The sequence below is a fragment of the Thioalkalivibrio sp. ALJ12 genome (assembly GCF_000378305.1).
Lineage (GTDB): Bacteria > Pseudomonadota > Gammaproteobacteria > Ectothiorhodospirales > Ectothiorhodospiraceae > Thioalkalivibrio.
Genome location: NZ_KB899538.1, coordinates 880,315 through 895,000, shown reverse-complemented (window position 1 = coordinate 895,000; position 14,686 = coordinate 880,315). Strand labels below are relative to the sequence as shown.

General features: G+C 66.6%; 16 protein-coding genes (1 of these 16 cut by a window edge). 8 read left to right on the top strand and 8 right to left on the bottom strand.

What is annotated here, in order from left to right; genetic code table 11:
* Positions 1-1,100, bottom strand: the 5' portion of a protein-coding gene (tyrS, locus tag F467_RS0104280; RefSeq protein WP_018137829.1) for a tyrosine--tRNA ligase. The gene continues 109 nt to the left of window position 1, outside the view; 1,100 of the gene's 1,209 nt are visible here — the first part of the coding sequence; the start codon lies at positions 1,098-1,100; its stop codon lies off the left edge, out of view.
* A 181-nt stretch (positions 1,101-1,281) separates the two neighbouring features.
* Here tyrS and F467_RS0104275 point away from each other — a divergent pair, with 181 nt between their 5' ends.
* Positions 1,282-2,412 (top strand): anhydro-N-acetylmuramic acid kinase, encoded by a 1,131-nt coding sequence (locus F467_RS0104275; protein ID WP_026182174.1) that lies wholly within the window; start codon positions 1,282-1,284, stop codon positions 2,410-2,412.
* Positions 2,413-2,478: 66 nt separating this feature from the next.
* Here the strand turns inward: F467_RS0104275 and erpA are convergent, their stop codons facing one another.
* The 4 genes from erpA to argC form a co-directional block, all read right to left on the bottom strand.
* Positions 2,479-2,859: an iron-sulfur cluster insertion protein ErpA gene (erpA, locus tag F467_RS0104270; protein WP_018137831.1), complete on the bottom strand. Its 381-nt coding sequence runs from the start codon at positions 2,857-2,859 to the stop codon at positions 2,479-2,481.
* 121 nt (positions 2,860-2,980) lie between these two features.
* Entirely contained in the window at positions 2,981-3,415 is a 435-nt protein-coding gene (locus F467_RS0104265; RefSeq protein ID WP_018137832.1) for a polymer-forming cytoskeletal protein, read from the bottom strand.
* Positions 3,412-4,080 carry a DUF6776 family protein gene (locus F467_RS0104260; protein ID WP_018137833.1) on the bottom strand — a complete coding sequence of 223 codons (669 nt, stop codon included), beginning with the start codon at positions 4,078-4,080 and terminating at the stop codon, positions 3,412-3,414. The genes F467_RS0104265 and F467_RS0104260 overlap by 4 nt, the downstream gene beginning before the upstream one ends.
* Positions 4,081-4,185: 105 nt before the next feature.
* Positions 4,186-5,241: an N-acetyl-gamma-glutamyl-phosphate reductase gene (gene argC, locus F467_RS0104255; protein ID WP_038049480.1), complete on the bottom strand. Its 1,056-nt coding sequence runs from the start codon at positions 5,239-5,241 to the stop codon at positions 4,186-4,188.
* Positions 5,242-5,343: 102 nt separating this feature from the next.
* On the opposite strand from argC, the gene F467_RS0104250 reads away from it, so the two are divergent.
* A complete protein-coding gene (locus tag F467_RS0104250) occupies positions 5,344-5,859 on the top strand; it encodes a peroxiredoxin (RefSeq protein ID WP_018137835.1) in 516 nt (171 codons plus the stop codon).
* Positions 5,860-5,894: 35 nt separating this feature from the next.
* Positions 5,895-6,413: a CopD family protein gene (locus F467_RS0104245; protein WP_018137836.1), complete on the top strand. Its 519-nt coding sequence runs from the start codon at positions 5,895-5,897 to the stop codon at positions 6,411-6,413.
* Between the two features lie 10 nt (positions 6,414-6,423).
* Here the strand turns inward: F467_RS0104245 and ptsP are convergent, their stop codons facing one another.
* Entirely contained in the window at positions 6,424-8,691 is a 2,268-nt protein-coding gene (ptsP, locus tag F467_RS0104240) for a phosphoenolpyruvate--protein phosphotransferase (protein ID WP_018137837.1), read from the bottom strand.
* Positions 8,692-8,711: 20 nt separating this feature from the next.
* Positions 8,712-9,278 carry an RNA pyrophosphohydrolase gene (locus tag F467_RS0104235; RefSeq protein ID WP_018137838.1) on the bottom strand — a complete coding sequence of 189 codons (567 nt, stop codon included), beginning with the start codon at positions 9,276-9,278 and terminating at the stop codon, positions 8,712-8,714.
* A 447-nt stretch (positions 9,279-9,725) separates the two neighbouring features.
* On the opposite strand from F467_RS0104235, the gene F467_RS0104230 reads away from it, so the two are divergent.
* On the top strand, positions 9,726-10,412 hold the full coding sequence (locus F467_RS0104230; RefSeq protein WP_018137839.1) for an HAD family phosphatase: 687 nt from the start codon (positions 9,726-9,728) through the stop codon (positions 10,410-10,412).
* Here F467_RS0104230 and F467_RS0104225 read toward each other — a convergent pair.
* The gene (locus F467_RS0104225; RefSeq protein ID WP_018137840.1) at positions 10,405-10,851 is read right to left on the bottom strand and encodes a hypothetical protein; all 447 of its coding nucleotides are present in this window, start codon (positions 10,849-10,851) and stop codon (positions 10,405-10,407) included. The genes F467_RS0104230 and F467_RS0104225 overlap by 8 nt on opposite strands.
* Before the next feature lie 83 nt (positions 10,852-10,934).
* On the opposite strand from F467_RS0104225, the gene thiD reads away from it, so the two are divergent.
* The 4 genes from thiD (at position 10,935) to F467_RS0104205 (ending at position 14,619) form a co-directional block, all read left to right on the top strand.
* Positions 10,935-11,723 (top strand): bifunctional hydroxymethylpyrimidine kinase/phosphomethylpyrimidine kinase, encoded by a 789-nt coding sequence (gene thiD / locus F467_RS0104220; RefSeq protein ID WP_018137841.1) that lies wholly within the window; start codon positions 10,935-10,937, stop codon positions 11,721-11,723.
* On the top strand, positions 11,713-12,357 hold the full coding sequence (gene thiE, locus F467_RS0104215) for a thiamine phosphate synthase (RefSeq protein ID WP_018137842.1): 645 nt from the start codon (positions 11,713-11,715) through the stop codon (positions 12,355-12,357). The genes thiD and thiE overlap by 11 nt, the downstream gene beginning before the upstream one ends.
* A gap of 75 nt (positions 12,358-12,432) precedes the next feature.
* Positions 12,433-13,710, top strand: a complete 1,278-nt coding sequence (gene hemL / locus F467_RS0104210; RefSeq protein ID WP_018137843.1) for a glutamate-1-semialdehyde 2,1-aminomutase — start codon at positions 12,433-12,435, stop codon at positions 13,708-13,710.
* Between the two features lie 90 nt (positions 13,711-13,800).
* Positions 13,801-14,619, top strand: a complete 819-nt coding sequence (locus F467_RS0104205; RefSeq protein ID WP_018137844.1) for a sulfite exporter TauE/SafE family protein — start codon at positions 13,801-13,803, stop codon at positions 14,617-14,619.
* The last annotated feature ends 67 nt before the right edge of the window (positions 14,620-14,686 follow it).

Genomic DNA, 14,686 nt, shown 5'->3' with positions numbered 1-14,686 from the left:
AGGCGCACGGCGCCCTGGCGAATCATGCTGCGACCTTCAGATGTCGATGCCACCAGACCGGCGGATTTGAGGGCATTCGGCAGCAACAGTCCTTCGGCGGGGACAACAACGGTGACCTCGGGGAGCTCATCGGGCAGTGCGTGCTTCTGGAATCTCGCCACGAAGGCGGCCTGGGCCTGCTCGCCCTTGCCCGGCCCGTGGAACCGGTCCACCAGCTCGCGGCCGAGCTCGAACTTGATGTCGCGCGGGTTGCGCTCACCCGCCTCGGCGGCGCGGCGTGCGGCGCGCACCTCGTCCATGGGGCGCAGACTGAGCAATTCGTAGTAACGCCACATGAGCTCGTCGGAGATCGACATCAGCTTGCCGAACATGTCGTCCGGGGCATCCTGCACCGCGATGTAGTTACCCAGCGACTTGCTCATCTTCTGCACGCCATCCAGACCCTCAAGGATGGGCATGGTCAGGATGACCTGGGGTGGCATGCCCTCCTGCTTCTGCAGCTCGCGCCCGACCAGGAGGTTGAACTTCTGATCGGTCCCGCCAAGCTCAACGTCGGCCTTGAGCGCGACCGAGTCATAGCCCTGGATCAGGGGGTACAGAAACTCGTGGATGGCAATCGGCTGATGATCGCGGTAGCGCTTGTGAAAATCATCGCGCTCGAGCATCCGAGCCACTGTGTGGCGGGAGGCCAGCTGCACCATGCCCGCCGCGCCCAGCGACTCCATCCAGGCCGAGTTGAAGGCCACCTCGGTGCGCTCCGGATCCAGGATACGAAAGACCTGATCCCGATAGGTCGCGGCGTTGCGTTCGATATCCTCGGAGGAGAGCGGCGGACGAGTGGCATTCTTGCCCGACGGATCGCCGATCCGTCCGGTGAAGTCGCCAATCAGGAAAATGATGTGGTGCCCAAGGTCCTGCAGCTGCCGCAGCTTGTTGATGAGCACCGTGTGCCCGAGATGCAGATCGGGGGCCGTGGGATCAAAACCCGCCTTGATCCGCAACGGCCGCCCCTCTTTCAGGCGTTCGCGCAAATCCTCTTCCAGCAGGATCTCGTCCGCCCCGCGGCGAAACACCTCCAGCTGATCGTCCAGTTCCATCATCTCTCTCGCCTTTGGCGAACCGGGCACCGGGAAGCCGGGCCTGCGACCGATACCGTTCCGCTCTAGAATGCGTGCGTTCGTGAATAACGAGCGCCCGGAGGGCGCGCGCAAAGGGCGCAAGGATACCTTGCGCCCCGCAACGAAGCGAGATGGCTACGCCACCGACAAGGGACGCACGCGAATGACTCAGCGGTTGATTGGATTGATGTCCGGCACCAGCCGAGACGGCGTGGACGCCGTCCTGGTCGAGATTGAAGGAGACGGCTCGCTGCGTACCGCGGGTCATTGCCACCTGCCATACCCGGATGCACTGGAGGAGGACCTCGCTGCCGCCGCGACCGCCGAAGCACTGCGCTTCGAGCACCTGGGCACACTGGACGCCCGGGTCGGGCTGTTCCTGTCCCGCGCGGTCCAGCAACTACTGGGATCCACCGGCCTGAAGGCCCAGGACATCCTGGCCATCGGTTCGCACGGACAAACGGTCCACCATGCACCCGGCGCCGACCCCGCATTCACCTGGCAGATTGGCGACCCATTCCGGATCGCCGAAGCCACGGGCATCGACGTGATCGCGCACTTTCGCCAACGCGACCTCGCGGCGGGCGGCGAGGGGGCTCCGCTGGCCTGCGCGTTCCATGCCGCCTGGCTGGGCCACCCCTCCGAGACACGCGCGATCCTGAACCTCGGAGGGATCGCCAATCTGACCTGGCTGGAGCCGGGCCAGCCGGTACGCGGATGCGACAGTGGACCCGCCAACACCCTGATGGACGGGTGGACCCGACGGCACCTGGGTCAGCCTTATGATGCCGACGGCGCCTGGGCGCGCACGGGACACATCGACCGGCCACTACTGGAACAGCTCCTCGCGGACCCGTACTTTCAGCGCCCTGCCCCAAAGAGCACGGGGCCCGAGCATTTCTCGCCCCACTGGCTCCGCCAGGTTGGCGGCGAACGGCTCGACCGCCTGAACACCGAGGACGTTCAGGCCACCCTGGTCGAACTTACGGTGGAGGGGGTGCGGCTGACGCTCGAATCCCTGCGCACAACCGCACCCGATCGCGTCATCGTCTGCGGCGGCGGCGCCCACAATGGCTACCTGATGGAACGACTGCAAAGCCAGCTGGCCGGCAGCACGGTCGAGACCTCCGAACACCACGGAATCCCGCCTCAGCAGGTGGAGGGGGCCGCCTTTGCCTGGCTGGCGTATCGCCATCTGCAACACGAGGCCGGCAACCTGCCGGAAGTCACGGGTGCCCGTGGACCACGCATCCTCGGCTGCCGGATCCCCGGACGCGCACCGGAATCCACATAGAAATACGCACAAAAAAGGCCCGACCGAAACGGCCGGGCCCTGACAATGCGATAACAGCCCTGGACGTCAGACCGAGAAGCTGGACCCGCAACCGCAGGTGGTCGTGGCGTTCGGATTGCGAATCACGAACTGCGCGCCTTCCAGACCCTCGGTGTAGTCGATCTCGGCACCCGCGAGATACTGAAAGCTCATCGGATCGATCAGCAGGGTCACCCCTCCGTTCTCGACCACGGTATCGCCGTCGCCCACCGTCTCGTCAAAGGTAAAACCGTACTGGAAGCCGGAGCAACCACCACCACTGACGAACACCCTCAGCTTGAGGTTGTCGTTGTTCTCCTCCTCGATCAGCCCCTTCACCTTGTTCGCGGCGGCGTCACTGAAGATCAGCGGGCTCGGGATCTCCATGTCCATGTCTGCCTCGGTATTGGACGTCATGGCTTCGGACATTGGGTGCCTCCTGTAAGAATCATTTTCATTCACGCTACGGAATACTGACCGTCAGCGTCAAGAATACCCCACGAATGATGCTGGGCCACCTTTGGCGAAACGCGGGTCGCACCGGCCACCGTCAGGAGACCGCAGTCTGCGGCTCACCCTGCTCCACGGGCAGCTCCTCGAGTTCGCCCTGCAGCGGCTCTTCCATTCGCTCGAGCTGGCCGTCGATACTCGCACCCTCGGTGATCTGCAGACTCTTGTAGTACAGATGCCCGTGCAGCCGCGCGGTCGCACCGAGTTCGACGTACTCGCTCATATGCATGTCGCCGCGCACTTCGCCGTTCACGACCAGGTGCGGCACCATCACCTGCCCCTCGACGACCCCCTGGGGAGCGACCATCAGAACGGCGGAGGGATCACTCAGCGCACGAATGCTGCCGACCACGCGCCCCTCGACATACAAGCCCCCGCTAAACTCCAGCTCGCCGCGCACCACGGCGTTCTCCCCAATCATGGTGTCGACCCGGCGCGTCCGCTTGCTGCCGCGCCCCTTCTTGCGTCCGATCATGCCCCTTCTCCCGCCATGCGGCCCCACTCTCCGCGCTTCATGACTGCGTCGGGGCCATCGTCTTCATCGGGCTCCACCCTAACGGCTACAGCTTCCGGGGTGAAATCCTCCGGCAATACAACGCGTACGCGCGCGTTTCGCAGCAACCGGAAACCCTCGATTGTACGTTCCTGCTCCACGCCCAGGTCATCGTGATCGAGGGTTGTATCTTCATCGTCCCCCTCGAAACGCCCGGTAATCTCTACCGACCAACGCACATCCAGCGACCGGTTCAGGCCCGGTCGGTAGATCTGAAACACGACGTCCCAGACCCCGGACTGGCCTGTCTCCTGCAACGCCAGGTCGCGCAAGCCCAGACTCGAGTCATCATTGTTTTCCGCCAGTCGCTCGTAGAACGCCACTTCATCGCGCAACCGTGCGAGCTCGGTCTCCTGACGCTCGACATCGTCGCGATAGGCATCGACCTCGGTCTCCAGCAGCGACAGCCGCCGCAGCGCACGCTGCTGCTCGGCCTCTGCCTGCTGACGCGCCTCGACCTCGCGCTGCAGTTCGTCCGTCAGGGCATCAATGCGTACCTGGGGGTCAATCACGCCCTCGTCCGGCCAGTGCGTCCACAACCAACCGCCAATCCCGGCCACCAGCAGAAAAGGCGCCAGTAACAACACGCCCAACCCCCAGCGCCGCCGACGCTGTCGCACCGGCCGTGGTGGCGGGATCCGGGGGCGGCGTCGCGGCACCGGCGTCGGGAGCTTGGACATAAGGCAACCGAGCTACGGGAAGACCGCCAACTCGCGCAACCCCTCGTCCTCCGGGCAATCGAACATGAGGTTCATGTTCTGTACGGCCTGCCCGGCCGCCCCCTTGACCAGGTTGTCGATCACCGACAGCACCACCAGTCGATCCGAGTGCGGCGGCCGTGCCACCGCGATCCGGCAGCGGTTGGTGCCCCGCACGCTGGCCGTTTCGGGATGCGATCCCGGCGGCAGGACGTCGACGAACGGCTCATCGGCGTAGCGTTGCTCGAAGCAGGCCTGCCAGTCGGTCTCGGACTGTCGCGGCCGCAGATAGAGGGTTGCATGGATGCCGCGCGTCATCGGCACCAGGTGCGGCTGGAAGATCAGCCCGACCTCGCCGCCGGCCACACCACTCAGGGTCTGATGAATCTCCGGCCAGTGCCGGTGACCGCCGGCCGCGTAGGCGCGGAAGTTCTCTTGCACCTCGGCGAACAGACCGCCGATCTGCGCCTTGCGCCCCGCACCGCTGACCCCGCTCTTGGCGTCCGCAATCACGTCGGCCGGGTCGATCAGACCCTGTTCCAGCAGCGGCAGGACACCGAGCGTCACGGCCGTCGGGTAGCAGCCGGGGACGGCAATCAGCCGCGCCGGCCGGATCCGGTCACGGTGAATCTCCGGCAGGCCGTAAACGGCCTCGCCCAGGTATTCCGGGGCCCCGTGCGCCTGCCCATACCACCGCGCCCACAGCTCCGGGTCGCGTATACGAAAGTCGGCCGAGAGATCGATGACCCGTACCCCGCGCTCCAGCAACGCACCGGCCATCGCATGCGCCACACCATGCGGCGTGGCAAAGAACACCACATCGCACTCGCCCAGCACATCCGGATCCGGCTCGCGAAAGACCGCGTCCACCGCCCCGCGCAGACTGGGGAACAAATCGGCGACCGCCGTCCCCGCCTCGCCGCGCGAGGTCACCACCGCCAGTTCCGCCGAAGGGTGCCGGGCCAGCAGGCGCAGCAACTCCACGCCGGTGTACCCGGTCGCACCGACAACCCCGATGCGGATAGGTTTGCTATTGGTTGTTGCTGTCATGCTGCGGCATGATACCGGGTTACCACATGGCACGGAACGAAGGCCCACTCAGGCCAGTCGAAACCGGCGAATCATTCGAACCCAACGGGAACCTCTGTATCCATGAGCAGCTTTCGTATCGACCGCAAGGCCATCATTGGCGGCATCTTCATCCTGGCCCTGATCGGGGTTGCCCTGGCGATCTGGCTGACCGATGACGGCATGCGCCCGGCGCCCGACTTTACCGCCACCACCCTCGATGGCGAGGAGGTCTCGCTGTCGGATTACGAGGGGCGCCCGGTGATGATCTCCTTCTGGGCCACCAACTGCCCATCCTGCGTGCGCGAGATCCCGAAGCTGATTCACCTGCACGAGACCTATGCCGAGAAGGGCTTCGAGCTGCTGGCGGTCGCCGTCTCCTATGACCCGATCAACCGGGTGGAGTCGATGCGCGAGGACCGCGAGATGCCGTACAAGGTGATCCACGACGCTGAGGACGGCATGTCGCAGGCCTTCGGAGGCGTGCGCCTGACCCCGACCACCTTCGTGATCTCGCCCGGCGGCCGCATCGTCTACCAGAAACTGGGCGACCCGGACTTCGAACAGATCGAACGCCACCTGCAACGCTGGCTGTCCTGAGCCAACCACCACCGGCACCCTGGGAGACCTGAAGCATGGAAGCCTACAACTGGCTGGTCAGCCTGCATGTGATCTTCATGGTCACCTGGTTCGCCGGGCTGTTCTATCTGCCGCGGCTGTTCGTCTATCACGCGATGACCGACGACGCCCTGGGTCACGAGCGCTTCAAGATCATGGAGCGCAAGCTGTTCTACGGGATCATGACCCCCGGCGGGGTGCTGACCATCGCGTTTGGCGGGGCCATGCTGGCCCTGATCCCGGGGTATCTGAACGAGCCCTGGATGCACTTCAAGCTGACGCTGGTGGCGCTGCTGGTGATTTACCACATCTGGTGCGGCTGGATCGTGCGCGACTTCCGGGATGATCTGAACCGTCGCGAACACACCTGGTTTCGCTGGTTCAACGAATTCCCGGTGCCGATCCTGGTCGGAGTGGTGGTGCTGGTGATCAACCGCTCCATCGAGGATGCATTGATCGCAATCGGGGTCGTCCTGGCGATCTTTGTGCTGGCCGCACTGATCGGCTGGTGGAAACGCCGGCGCGAGGCCGCCTGACGCAACCGAATCAGTTCTTCCCCGCGCGCACCAGCCCGCCGAGCCCGGCCTGCACCAGGGCATTGTTCAGCAGCGAGCGGATCTGCTCCGCGTTCTCCAGCATGCGGCACTGGGCCAGCAGCGCCTCGGCGCGATCCGTGGAGAAGCTGCGGATCACCCATTTCACCCGTGGGATTGCGGAAACACTAACGCTGAGGCTGTCGATTCCCATGCCCAGCAGCAGGATCACCGCGGCCGGATCGGCCGCCATCTCGCCACAGACACTAACCGGCTTGCCCGCCCGGTGGGCCCCGTCGGTGATGGTTTCCAGCGCGCTGATGCAGGCCGGGTGCAGGGTGTCATAGAGGCTGGCCACTCGCGCGTTGTTGCGATCCACCGCCAGCAGGTACTGCACAAGGTCATTGGTCCCCACCGACAGGAAGTCCACGCGCCGCGCCAGCGTCTCCGACAGATAGACCGCGGCCGGGACCTCGACCATCACCCCGACCTTGGGCATCGGGATCATGAACCCCTCGTCCAGCAACTCCTCGCGGGCGCGGTTGAGCAGGGTCATCGCCCCCTTCAGCTCGTCCAGCGCCGAGATCATCGGGAACAGGATCTGCAGGTTGTCGTGCGCACAGCTCGCCTTGAGCATCGCGCGCAGTTGGGTCAGGAAGATCTCCGGGTGGTCCAGCGAGATACGGATGCCACGCCACCCCAGGAACGGATTGTCCTCCTTGACCGGAAAATACGGCAGCGCCTTGTCGCCGCCGATATCCAGCGTGCGCAGCGTGACCGGCATCGGATCGAATGATGCCAGCACCTGTTCGTAGAGCTGGACCTGCTCCTCCTCCCCGGGGAAGCGGTCGCGAATCATGAACGGGACCTCGGTGCGATAAAGCCCCACGCCTTCGGCCCCGGACTCCAGCGACGGCTTGATATCGGCCAGCAACCCGGAGTTCGCCAGCACCGGGACCGCCACACCGTCACGGGTGGCCGCCGGGTCCTTGGCCAGGGCCCGCAGGTCCTCGGCCAGCTCGCGTTCCTCGCGCACCAGACGCTCAAACTCGGTGCGCAACTCCGCATTGGGGTTCACGAACAACCGGCCACGATAGCCGTCGACCAGGATCTCGCGGTTCTCCAGTCGGCCCACCGGCAGCTCAGAAACCCCCATCACCGCCGGGATGTTGAGCGCCCGCGCCAGGATCGCGATGTGCGAGGAGCCCGTGCCCTTGGCCGAGACCATCGCTCCCAGCCGCTCGATCGGCACCTCGGCCAGGTGGGATGCGGTCAGGTCATCACCCACCAGGATGCCGCCATCCGGGAATTCCTCCTGGCTGCGCTCGGCCGGCAACAGGTGCGACAGCACCCGCCGACCCAGGTCTCGCACATCGGACGCGCGCTCGCGCAGGTACGGGTCCTCCATGTCGTTAAACACGCGAACGCTCTCACGCACGGTGTCACGCAGGGCGGCGGGGGCCCACTGGCCGTTGCGAATGCGCGCCTCCGTCTTTTGCACCAGCGAGTCCGAGCCCAGCAGCATCAGATAGGCGTCGAACAGCACCTGCTCGTCCGCGCCAAGGGCCTCGCCCATGCGCTGCTTGAGATCCTCGATTTCGGTGCGCGTCTCGGCCACCGCCTTGGCAAGGCGTTCGAGTTCCTCGTCGACCCCGACCCCCTCGCGGTCCGGGATGGAGTCGAGATCCGCCAGCCGATAGGCGACCACGGCCCGGCCAATCGCAACCCCGGGAGACCCGGCGATCCCGGTCGCCTCGACATTGACGTGCCCAATCAGCGGGGTCTCGGAGGAGATCTCGTCGTTGAATTCCGCGTAGGCAATCGCACCGGCCAACTGCGCGGCCAGGGTAATCAGAAAGGAGACGTGCTCGTCATCGAACTTGCGCGCCTGGTGCTGCTGCACGACCAACACCCCCAGCAGGCTGCGCTGGTGGATGATCGGCACCCCGAGAAAGGCCAGGAAGTGCTCCTCGCCGGTCTCCGGGAAATAGCGAAAGCGCGGGTGATCCTGGGCACTGTCCAGGTTGACCGGCTCGGCGCGCGAGGCGACCAGGCCCACCAGGCCCTCGGAGGGGTCCATCTCGACATGTCCGATGGATTCCTCGCGCAGACCCTCCGATGCCATCAGCACCAGGCGGCCCGACTGCGGCGACTTCAGGTAGATCGAGCAGACGTCGATATCCAGCGCGGCCTTCACGCGGGTCACAATGATATGCAGCGCTTCGAAGAAATCGGCAGCGCCATTCACCTCCTGCACCACGCGGCGCAGGACCTCCAGCATCGAGGGGGGATTCGGGTTCGTCAACGTGGCGACACCGGGGAGACCTGTGACGGGGCCTGATCGCTGGCGTCACGTCCGTGGGCATTGCGCGGGCGCCGGGCTTCCAGTTCCGGGAACATCAGCGGCACCAGCTCGCACAGCGCACGGCGATAGACCTGGCGCTTGAAATGCACGACCTCGCGTGCCGGGCGCCAGTAATCGATCCAGCGCCAGTCGTCGAATTCGGGGGTACCCATCGCATCCAGGATCACGTCGCTCTCGTTGCCCATCATCCGTAACAGGAACCAGCGCTGTTTCTGGCCGATGCAGACCGGACGACGGTGACGTCGCACCATGCGCTCCGGCAGGCGGTAGCGCAGCCAGTGCTGGGTATTGCCGAGCACATCGACATGCTCGGGCAGCAGGCCCGTCTCCTCGCGCAACTCGCGGTACATCGCCTGCTCCGGCGTCTCTTCCGCGCGGATACCGCCCTGGGGAAACTGCCAGGCGTCCTGGCCCACGCGTTTGCCCCAGAACAGCTGGCGCTCCCGATTGCACAGGATGATGCCTACGTTGGCTCTATACCCCTCACAATCAATCACTTGCATCAACCAGACGCTTTCTTCACTGATTGCATTGTTCCACAGCCCGAGGCCCCGCGGCAAAGACCTTGGGAAACGCTGATGAATGTACACACTCGCGTTGGTACCCCAGGTTTTCCGAGACAAGGCGCGCCGTGCAGCGGGTAGTGGTTCTACCCACAAGCGGCGCAACGCAGGATCGGGGAACCTGAGGTACCAACCCCGCAAGCGATTGAATGCCGGGGCTCGGCCGCTTTTGCATGCGCACGGCGTTGCGGCTCCCTTGTGCAGAATGACTGCACGGCAGTCGCCGCGCCTTGTTCGCAAGCAAAAGCGACTTGAGCGCGAGCGTGTACATCCATCACCGTTTCCCACGCATCCCCCGTGGCAGGACGGGCAAAGCTGCGTGCGAAGTCATGCCCCGGTAAACTCCCGCCGTCTTCCCAGCGCGACCCCTAATCCGCGGAGCGATCCATGAACCTGGCCCTGTTCGACCTCGACAATACCCTGCTCGCCGGCGACAGCGATCACGCCTGGAACCAGTTCCTGGCCGAGGTGGGTGCCGTGCACCCGACCTGTCACGCCGAGACCAATGACCGCTTCTATCAGGAGTATGTCGCGGGGACCCTCGACATCCACGAGTTCTGCCGCTTCGCGTTCAGCCCGCTGGCCGAGCACCCGCGCGCACAGCTGGAACAATGGCGGGAGCAGTTCATCGAGACGCTGATCCGCCCGATGATCGCCCCCGGCGCCAAGCGTCTGCTGGCCCGGCACCGGGAGGCCGGTGACGAGCTGGTGATCATCACCGCGACCAACCAGTTCGTGACCCAGCCAATCGCCGACATCCTCGGCGTGGATCACCTGATCGCCACCCTGGCGGAAGAACGCGAGGACCGGGAGTTCACCGGTGAGCTGACGGGCGTACCCTGCTTCCAGGAAGGCAAGATCGAGCGCCTGCGTCAGCACCTCGCGGATCACCCGGACCCCGAGGGCACCATCACGCAGGCCAGCTTCTACAGTGACTCGCGCAACGACATCCCGCTACTGGAGCAGGTCGGCCGCCCGGTGGCCGTGGACCCCGACCCGACTCTGGCCGCGCATGCCCGCGAACGGGGCTGGCCAGTGATCTCGCTGCGCGAGCCGGAAGGCTCGGTCAGCTGAACAGACCGGCCATCTGCTCCAGCCGCTGACCGGCCGGAGTATCCCCCTTGCCGGCGGCCACAACCGCATCGCGGTAGCCGGTCACGAGCTCCGGCACCACGGCCGTCACCTGCTTGCGGCGCAGACGCCCGGCGCCAGTGACCGGCCAGGTCGCGCGGAAGTCGCAGTTATCGAGCGCATCACAGACCCACAGGCTCCATTCGTGCCGCGTCACGTCGATCTCGTGCTGGCGGATCACCAGGCGATAGACATGCTCGGCATTCATGTCCGCCATGCCCACCCCGGGACCCACGTGCTCCACCTGCAGCTCGGCGGCGATCCGGTTGATCTCCTGCTCCAGCGCGGCCAGGGCCTGGTCGACCTCCGCATTCAGCGTACCGCCGGCCTTGGCGGCGGCGACCAGGGGACGGATAGTCTCGACTTCGAACTCGTGGCTCATGCTGCGTACACTCCCGGGATTCGGAACAGGAACGCCCCGGGGGTGCCGGGGCGCGCGCAACCTTAGCACGGGAGCCCCCATTCATGAATCATCCCCCGATCGCGCTGACCATTGCCGGCTCCGACCCCGGTGGCGGCGCGGGTCTGCAGGCCGACCTGACCACCTTCACCCGCCTCGGCGTACACGGGGCCACGGCGGTGACCGCGATCACCGTGCAGGACACCCGCAACGTGGTGGATTTCACCGTGCTGCCGCCGGAGCAGCTGCGCGCCCAGATCGAGGTCACCCTGGCCGATCTCGAGGTCGCGGCGATCAAGATCGGCATGCTGGGCTCGGTGGAAAATGTCACCATCGTCTCCGCACTGCTGAACGCACACCCGCACATCCCGGTGGTACTGGACCCGGTGATGGTCGCCGGCGGCGGCGGGGCGCTGGCGACCGAGGCGGTCGTCGACGCCACGCGCGAGGCCCTGCTGCCGCGGGCCACGCTGATCACCCCGAACGGACCCGAGGCCGCCCGCCTGGCCCGCAGCGAGGACCCCACACAGTGGGGCCACCAGCTGCGCCAACTGGGCGCGCGCAACGTGCTGGTCACTGGCGGGCACGAGGGCGCCGAGCAGGACCCGATCATCAATCGCCTCTACCGCGAGGACGACCACATGCGCCCGTTCGAGTTGCCGCGCCACCCGGCCGGCTTCCACGGCTCCGGCTGCACCCTGGCCGCGGCGATCGCCGCCTTCCTCGCCCGTGGCCGTGACATCGAACCGGCCGTGATCGAGGCCCAGGCCTTCATGAACGATGCCATCGCCCGCGGCTATGCCCCCGGCCACGGCCAGCACATCCCCAACCGCCTGTGCCCGCATGACGACTGAGCCAAAGCCGACCCTTCGTGGGCTTTACTTCATTACCCCTACGGTACCGGAGGGCGCGGACCCGCGCGCGACCCACCTCGCCCATGCCACAGCCGCGCTGCGCGGCGGCGCCAGCCTGATCCAGTTCCGCGACAAGCAACTCGCGGGCGACGCGCGCGAGGCGATCGCCCGCGAGCTGGTCGCCCTTGCCCACACGCACGGTGCGCGCTGCATCATCAACGACGACACCGAGCTGGCCGCGCGCATCCAGGCCGATGGCGTGCATCTGGGTCGCGACGACCCGGACCCGGCCGCAGCCCGCGCGCTCCTGGGGCCGGACGCGGTCATCGGGGTCTCCTGTTACAACGAACTGGCGCGCGCCGAAGCCGCCGCCCGGGCTGGCGCCAGCTATGTCGCCTTCGGCACCATGTTCGCCTCCCCGACCAAACCGGAGGCCGCCTTTGCCCGGCCGGAGCTGATCCGCCAGGCGCGCACAGCCCTGGACCTGCCGATCTGCGGCATTGGTGGCATCACCCCAGACAACGCGGCCGAGGTGGTCGCGGCCGGGGCAGACCTAGTCGCCGTGATCCAGGGCATCAGCGCCGCGCCCGACCCGGAGGCCGCCGCCCGACGCATCAGCACACTGTTCGGCTGACCACTTTGCACCGCCCGGCGGCCGCCGCTATGGTTGCCGGGCCTACCGATTCCATTGAACTACAGGGACACCGTCATGCAGGAAACCGAGCGTCTGTTCGAGGCCGCCAAGCAGCACATCCCCGGGGGCGTGAACTCCCCGGTCCGCGCGTTCAAGGGCGTGGGCGGCACCCCGATCTTCATGGACCGCGCCAATGGCGCCTACATGTGGGACGCCGACGGCCAGCGCTACATCGACTACATCGGCTCCTGGGGCCCGATGGTCGCCGGCCACGCCCACCCCGAGGTGATCGAGGCGGTGCGCGAGGCCTGCAACAACGGCCTGTCCTTCGGCTGCCCGACACGGCTGGAGAACGACATGGCCGCGAAGGTCTGCGAACTGGTGCCGTCGATGGACCTGGTGCGCATGACCAACTCGGGCTCCGAGGCCACGATGAGCGCGATCCGGCTGGCGCGCGGCTACACCGGGCGCGACCGCATCGTGAAGTTCGAGGGCAACTACCACGGCCACGGCGACTCCCTGCTGGTAAAGGCCGGCTCCGGCGCCCTGACCCTCGGCCAGCCGAGCTCCCCCGGCGTGCCTAAGGAACTGGCCGCACTGACCAGCACCCTCACCTACAACGATCCGGACGGCGTGCGCGCCTTCTTCGCCGAGAAAGGCGACGAGGTCGCCTGCATCATCGTCGAGCCGATTGCGGGCAACATGAACTGCATCCCGCCGGAACCGGGCTTTCTCGAGACCCTGCGCGAGGTCTGCGACCAGCACGGCGCGGTACTGATCTTCGACGAGGTGATGACCGGCTTCCGCGTCTCGAAGAACTGCGCCCAGGGCTATCTCGGCGTCACCCCGGACCTGACCACGCTGGGCAAGATTATCGGCGGCGGCATGCCAGTGGGGGCCTTCGGCGGCAAGCGCGCGATCATGGAACACCTCTCGCCGCTGGGCCCGGTCTATCAGGCCGGCACCCTGTCCGGAAACCCGATCGCGATGACCGCCGGGCTCAAGACCCTGGAGATCCTGTCCCGCCCGGGCTTCCATGACGAGCTGGAGCAGCGCACGAAGAAGGTAGTCGCGGGCTTCGAGGACGCCGCGCGCGAGGCCGGAGTCGCCCTGACCACCAACCAGGTGCCGGGCATGTTCGGCCTGTTCTTCTCGGACCAGAAGGTCACCGACTTCGCCGGCGCCACCGCCTGCGACACCGCCGCCTTCGGCCGCTTCTTCCACGCAATGCTGGGCGAGGGCATCTACCTGGCCCCCAGCGCCTTCGAGGCCGGCTTCATGTCCAACGCCCACTCGGAGGCGGACCTCGACGCTACCATCGAGGCCGCCCGCAAGTGCTTCAAGGCGCTCTGAGCGCGCTCCCTCCCCCCTGAACAGTGGGCCGGCACCCCAGCGGCTTGCCGGCCTACTGTTCCCTGACCCACCACCCGGCGCTACGCACGAATGATCGATACGCTGACCCAGTCACCGCTGGCGCTGGGGCTGCTATTTGTGCTTCTGGGCCTGGTCGCCGGCATCCCGGCCGGGATGTTCGGCATCGGCGGCGGGCTGATCCTGGTGCCGGTGTTCGTCGCGATCTTCAGCCTGCTGGCCTTCGACTCGGCCAGCCTGGTGCAGCTCGCGGTCGGCTCCTCGCTGGGCGCCATCATCCCGACCGCGATCCTGTCGGCCCGCGCCCACCATCGCCGGGGCGGCGTGGACGGCGCGGCCGTACGCCGGCTGCTGCCCGGCATCATCGTCGGGGCCCTGCTCGGGGCCTGGCTGGCCACGCGCATCGACTCCGACCACCTGGGGCGCATCTTCGGCGCCTTCGAGGTCGCGATCGGAATCTGGATGCTGCTCAACGTTCAGCCGCCGAAAGCGCCCGTGCCGAGGCGCAGCGTCTGGCTGGGCGGCGGCACCGTGATCGGGGCCGTCTCCGCGCTGATCGGCATCGGCGGCGGCACGCTGACCACGCCGTTCCTGGTCAGCCAGGGACTGGAACTACGCCGGGCGATCGGCTCGGCCGCGGCCCTCGGCGTGCCGATCTCCATCGGCGCGAGCCTGGTGTTCGCCCTGCCGCAGTGGACCGATCCGTCCTACCAGGCGCCGGAGTGGGCGCTGGGCTATCTCTATCTCCCCGCCATCCTCGGCGTGGTGATCGGCACGGCCATCAGCGTACGCGCGGGTGTCTGGCTGGCGCACTATCTGCCGGTGGGTGTCCTCCGACGCGGCTTCGCCGGCGTGCTGATCCTCGCCGGCATCCTGATGCTCCTGCGCTAGTCCAGCGCATCGCTGCGCCTCCCATACGTGGCCCCGCGGCCTTCTGCCTCCGCCTTGCCGGTTGGTG